Origin of the sequence: Nocardiopsis sp. TNDT3 (assembly GCF_003427465.1) — a bacterium.
GTDB lineage: Bacteria > Actinomycetota > Actinomycetes > Streptosporangiales > Streptosporangiaceae > Nocardiopsis > Nocardiopsis dassonvillei.
The window spans coordinates 1-3,225 of sequence record NZ_QPFC01001039.1 but is presented as its reverse complement, the minus strand read 5'-3'; the positions used below and the strand labels follow the sequence as shown (position 1 = coordinate 3,225).

General features: G+C 74.0%; 2 protein-coding genes. One reads left to right on the top strand and one right to left on the bottom strand.

Translation table 11 applies throughout. The annotated features are described in order from the left end of the window. The first annotated feature begins 37 nt into the window (after positions 1–37). A complete protein-coding gene (locus tag DQW06_RS23485; RefSeq protein WP_013154198.1) occupies positions 38–1,885 on the top strand; it encodes an ABC transporter ATP-binding protein in 1,848 nt (615 codons plus the stop codon). Between the two features lie 250 nt (positions 1,886–2,135). Here the strand turns inward: DQW06_RS23485 and DQW06_RS23480 are convergent, their stop codons facing one another. Continuing rightward, positions 2,136–3,131 (bottom strand): sugar isomerase, encoded by a 996-nt coding sequence (locus tag DQW06_RS23480; RefSeq protein WP_013154197.1) that lies wholly within the window; start codon positions 3,129–3,131, stop codon positions 2,136–2,138. Positions 3,132–3,225: the final 94 nt, after the last annotated feature.

The following is a 3,225-nucleotide window of genomic DNA, read 5'->3' as shown; positions in this document are numbered from 1 at the left end:
GCCCCACCCGTGACGACGCCGCCGAGGAGGCCACCCGATGAGCGCGCCCACCCGCGACGAGCAGCGAGAGCGGGAGGGGGAGGAGCGGCCCGGCCGCGCCCCCGACGACCCGGCCGTGTCGCTGCACCGCTCCTCCGAGGGAGCGATGGACACGCTCAGGCGCGGTCTGCGGCTCTCCCCGGAGTTCGCCCGCGGCCTGTGGCTCACCCTGGTCTTCGCCGTCGTGGCCACCGCCGGCAAGGTCATCGTGCCCATCGCCGTCCAGCAGATCATCGACAACGGGCTGACCGGCGCGAACGGCCCCGACCTGGGCTTCGTCACCCGCATGGTGACCGTCTGCGCCGCCCTGCTCGTGGTCACCATGATCTGCTCCTACCTGATGAACGTGCGCCTGTACCGGGCCACCGAGTCCGGCCTGGCCACACTGCGCCGCAAGGCCTTCCGGCACGTGCACGACCTGTCCGTGCTCACCCAGAACAGCGAGCGCAAGGGCGCCCTGGTCTCGCGCGTCACCAGCGACGTCGACCAGATCAGCACCTTCATGCAGTGGGGCGGCCTGCTCCTGCTGGTCAGCAGCGGCCAGCTCCTGGTCGCCACCGTCCTGATGGCGGTCTACTCCTGGCAGCTCACCCTCGTGGTGTGGATCTGCTTCCTGCCGCTGCTGTTCGGCGTGCGCTGGCTCCAGAAGCTGCTCTCCAAGGCCTACCTCACGGTCCGAGAGAACACCGGCGACATGCTCGGCGTCATCGGCGAGACCGTCATGGGCGCCTCCGTCATCCGCGCCCACGGCACCGAGGGGCGCACCGCCGAGCGCATCGACACCACCGTCCTGACCACGCGCCGCTCCCAGATCCGCGCCCAGCGGCTGTCCATGGCGGTCTCGCCCTTCGCCGAGATCATCGCCGCCCTGGGCAACACCGCCGTCGTCCTCATCGGCGTCTGGCTCGGCCTGGACGGCGGCCTGACCGCCGGGCAGCTCATCGCCTTCCTGTTCCTGATGACCCTGTTCATCCAGCCGATGATGATGGCCACCGAGATCTTCAACGAGGCCCAGAACGCCATCGCGGGCTGGCGCCGCGTCCTGGGCGTGCTCGACACCGTCCCCGACATCGCCGACCCCGGCGAGGCGGGCCGGGTGCTGCCGCGCGGACCGGTCCGGGTCTCCTTCGACGGGGTGACCTACTCCTACCCCGAGGGCCCCGTCGTCCTCGACGACGTCAGCGTCGAGATCACCCCCGGCACCCGCGTGGCCGTGGTGGGCGAGACCGGCTCGGGCAAGACCACCTTCGTCAAACTGCTCACCCGCCTCATGGACCCCGCCCGGGGCACCGTCCGGCTCGACGGCGTCGACCTGCGCGAGGTGGCCTTCTCCTCCCTGCGCAGCCGCGTGGTGATGGTCCCGCAGGAGGGCTTCCTCTTCGACAGCTCCCTGGGCGACAACATCCGCTTCGCCCGCCCCGAGAGCACCGACGCCGAACTGGAGGCGGCCGTCACCGAACTGGGGCTGACCGAGTGGCTCGACAGCCTCGCCCACGGACTCGACACCCCCGTGGGCCAGCGCGGGGAGTCGCTCTCGGCGGGGGAGCGGCAGCTCGTCGCCCTGGTGCGCGCCTACATCGCCGACCCCGACCTGCTGGTACTGGACGAGGCCACCTCGGCGGTGGATCCGCACACCGAGGTGCGCATCCAGCGAGCCCTGGACCGGCTCACCCGCGGACGCACCTCCGTGGCCATCGCGCACCGGCTCTCCACCGCCGAGGCCGCCGACCGGGTCCTCGTCTTCGACGACGGGCGCGTCGTGCAGAGCGGCTCGCACACCGAACTGGTGGACAGGCCGGGCGTGTACGCCGACCTGTACGCCTCCTGGGTGCGTTCCTCGGCCTGACCGGGACCGTCCACAGGCCAGCGGAAGGGGGTGCGCCCGCACGGCCGCCGGGCTAGCGTTGGTCCGGGGGCGCCGTGTCCGCCCCGACGGCGGGGGCGGCCCCCGGTCCATTCTCCCCGGGCCGACCGGACCCGGGCAACGCCCCTGCCGGGCCTGCGGACGCCCGCCGCCGACCGCCGAGGGCGTCACCGGCCTCGGTCGGCGGACACACGGCCCGCGGACGCACGGCCCGCCCGCCGCCCCGCGGGCGCTACCGGCCGCGCCACCAGTGCGCCGCCAGCAGCTCCGCCACCAGCGGCTCCACCAGCAGGCTCACGTCCTGGTCGGTGTCGCCCGGGTAGCGCACGGTCAGCTCCGCCTCCGGCATCCGCTCCTGGCCGGGGGTGGGGCCCACCGCCACGAACGCCCCCCGCAACTGCCCCAGGTGCTGGGCGAAGCGCTCGTCGTAGGCCGAACCAGCGAACAGCAGCGCACGGTAGTCCGTCACCGCCGCCAGGTGGCGGTCGGTGTGCGACCACTCCCCGGTCTCACACGCGTGCGCCACCCGTACCGGCCCCTGGCGCAGCACCCGCACCCCCTGCCAGGCCGACGCCATACGCTCGGCCGGGGCCACCATGTGCACCCCGTGCGGCGAATCCAGGATCCGGGCGACCTCGGGCACCCACCCCGGCGCGCTCTCCAACAGCGACGCCGTCGCGTTCGCCGTGCGGCGCAGCAGCCCCGGCAGGGACTGGCTGTTGCCCGGCCGGGGCGCGCCCAGACGGTGCCCCAACAGCAGGAGCAGGGCCAGCGCGTGCTGGTAGGCGCGACAGCCCACACCGCTCGCCTCCTCACCCGCGTGCAGCGGCACCAGCAGATCCGCCTGCCGCCCCACCACCAAGTCCACCGACGGGGCCAGCACGATCACCGGCGACCGCGCCACGTAGCGGTCCAGCACCGTGTACAGCTCGCGCTGCCCACCGCCCAGGCTCACCGCGACCACGAGCGTCTCCGGCCCCGCGGGCGGCTCCTCCGCCGACGAGGAGAAGTCCGCGCTCGCCGCGATCCCCGCCCGGCGCAGCCGCGCCGCCGCCACCTCGCACGCGTGCCGCGCCGCGCCCAGGCCCAGGAAGCGCACCGCGGCGGGCTCGTCGTCGAGCAGCGCGGGCAGCGCGGCGTAGGGATCCCACCGCGGAAAGCGCTCGGCGAGCCGGATCAGCGCCTCGGGCTTGCCCGCGAGGTCGCGGGACAGGGACTCGGCGGTCACGAAACCCCCCAGGGTACGAAGGCAGGGCGAGGGACGACGCACGAACTCTAGGACATCCGCGGCCCCCGGCTCCCGGCGCCCACCGTCCCCCGGC

Excerpts from the sequence above, each read along its gene's own strand:
- DQW06_RS23485 (WP_013154198.1), top strand. The coding sequence starts at position 38 with ATGAGCGCGCCCACCCGCGACGAGCAGCGAGAGCGGGAGGGGGAGGAG.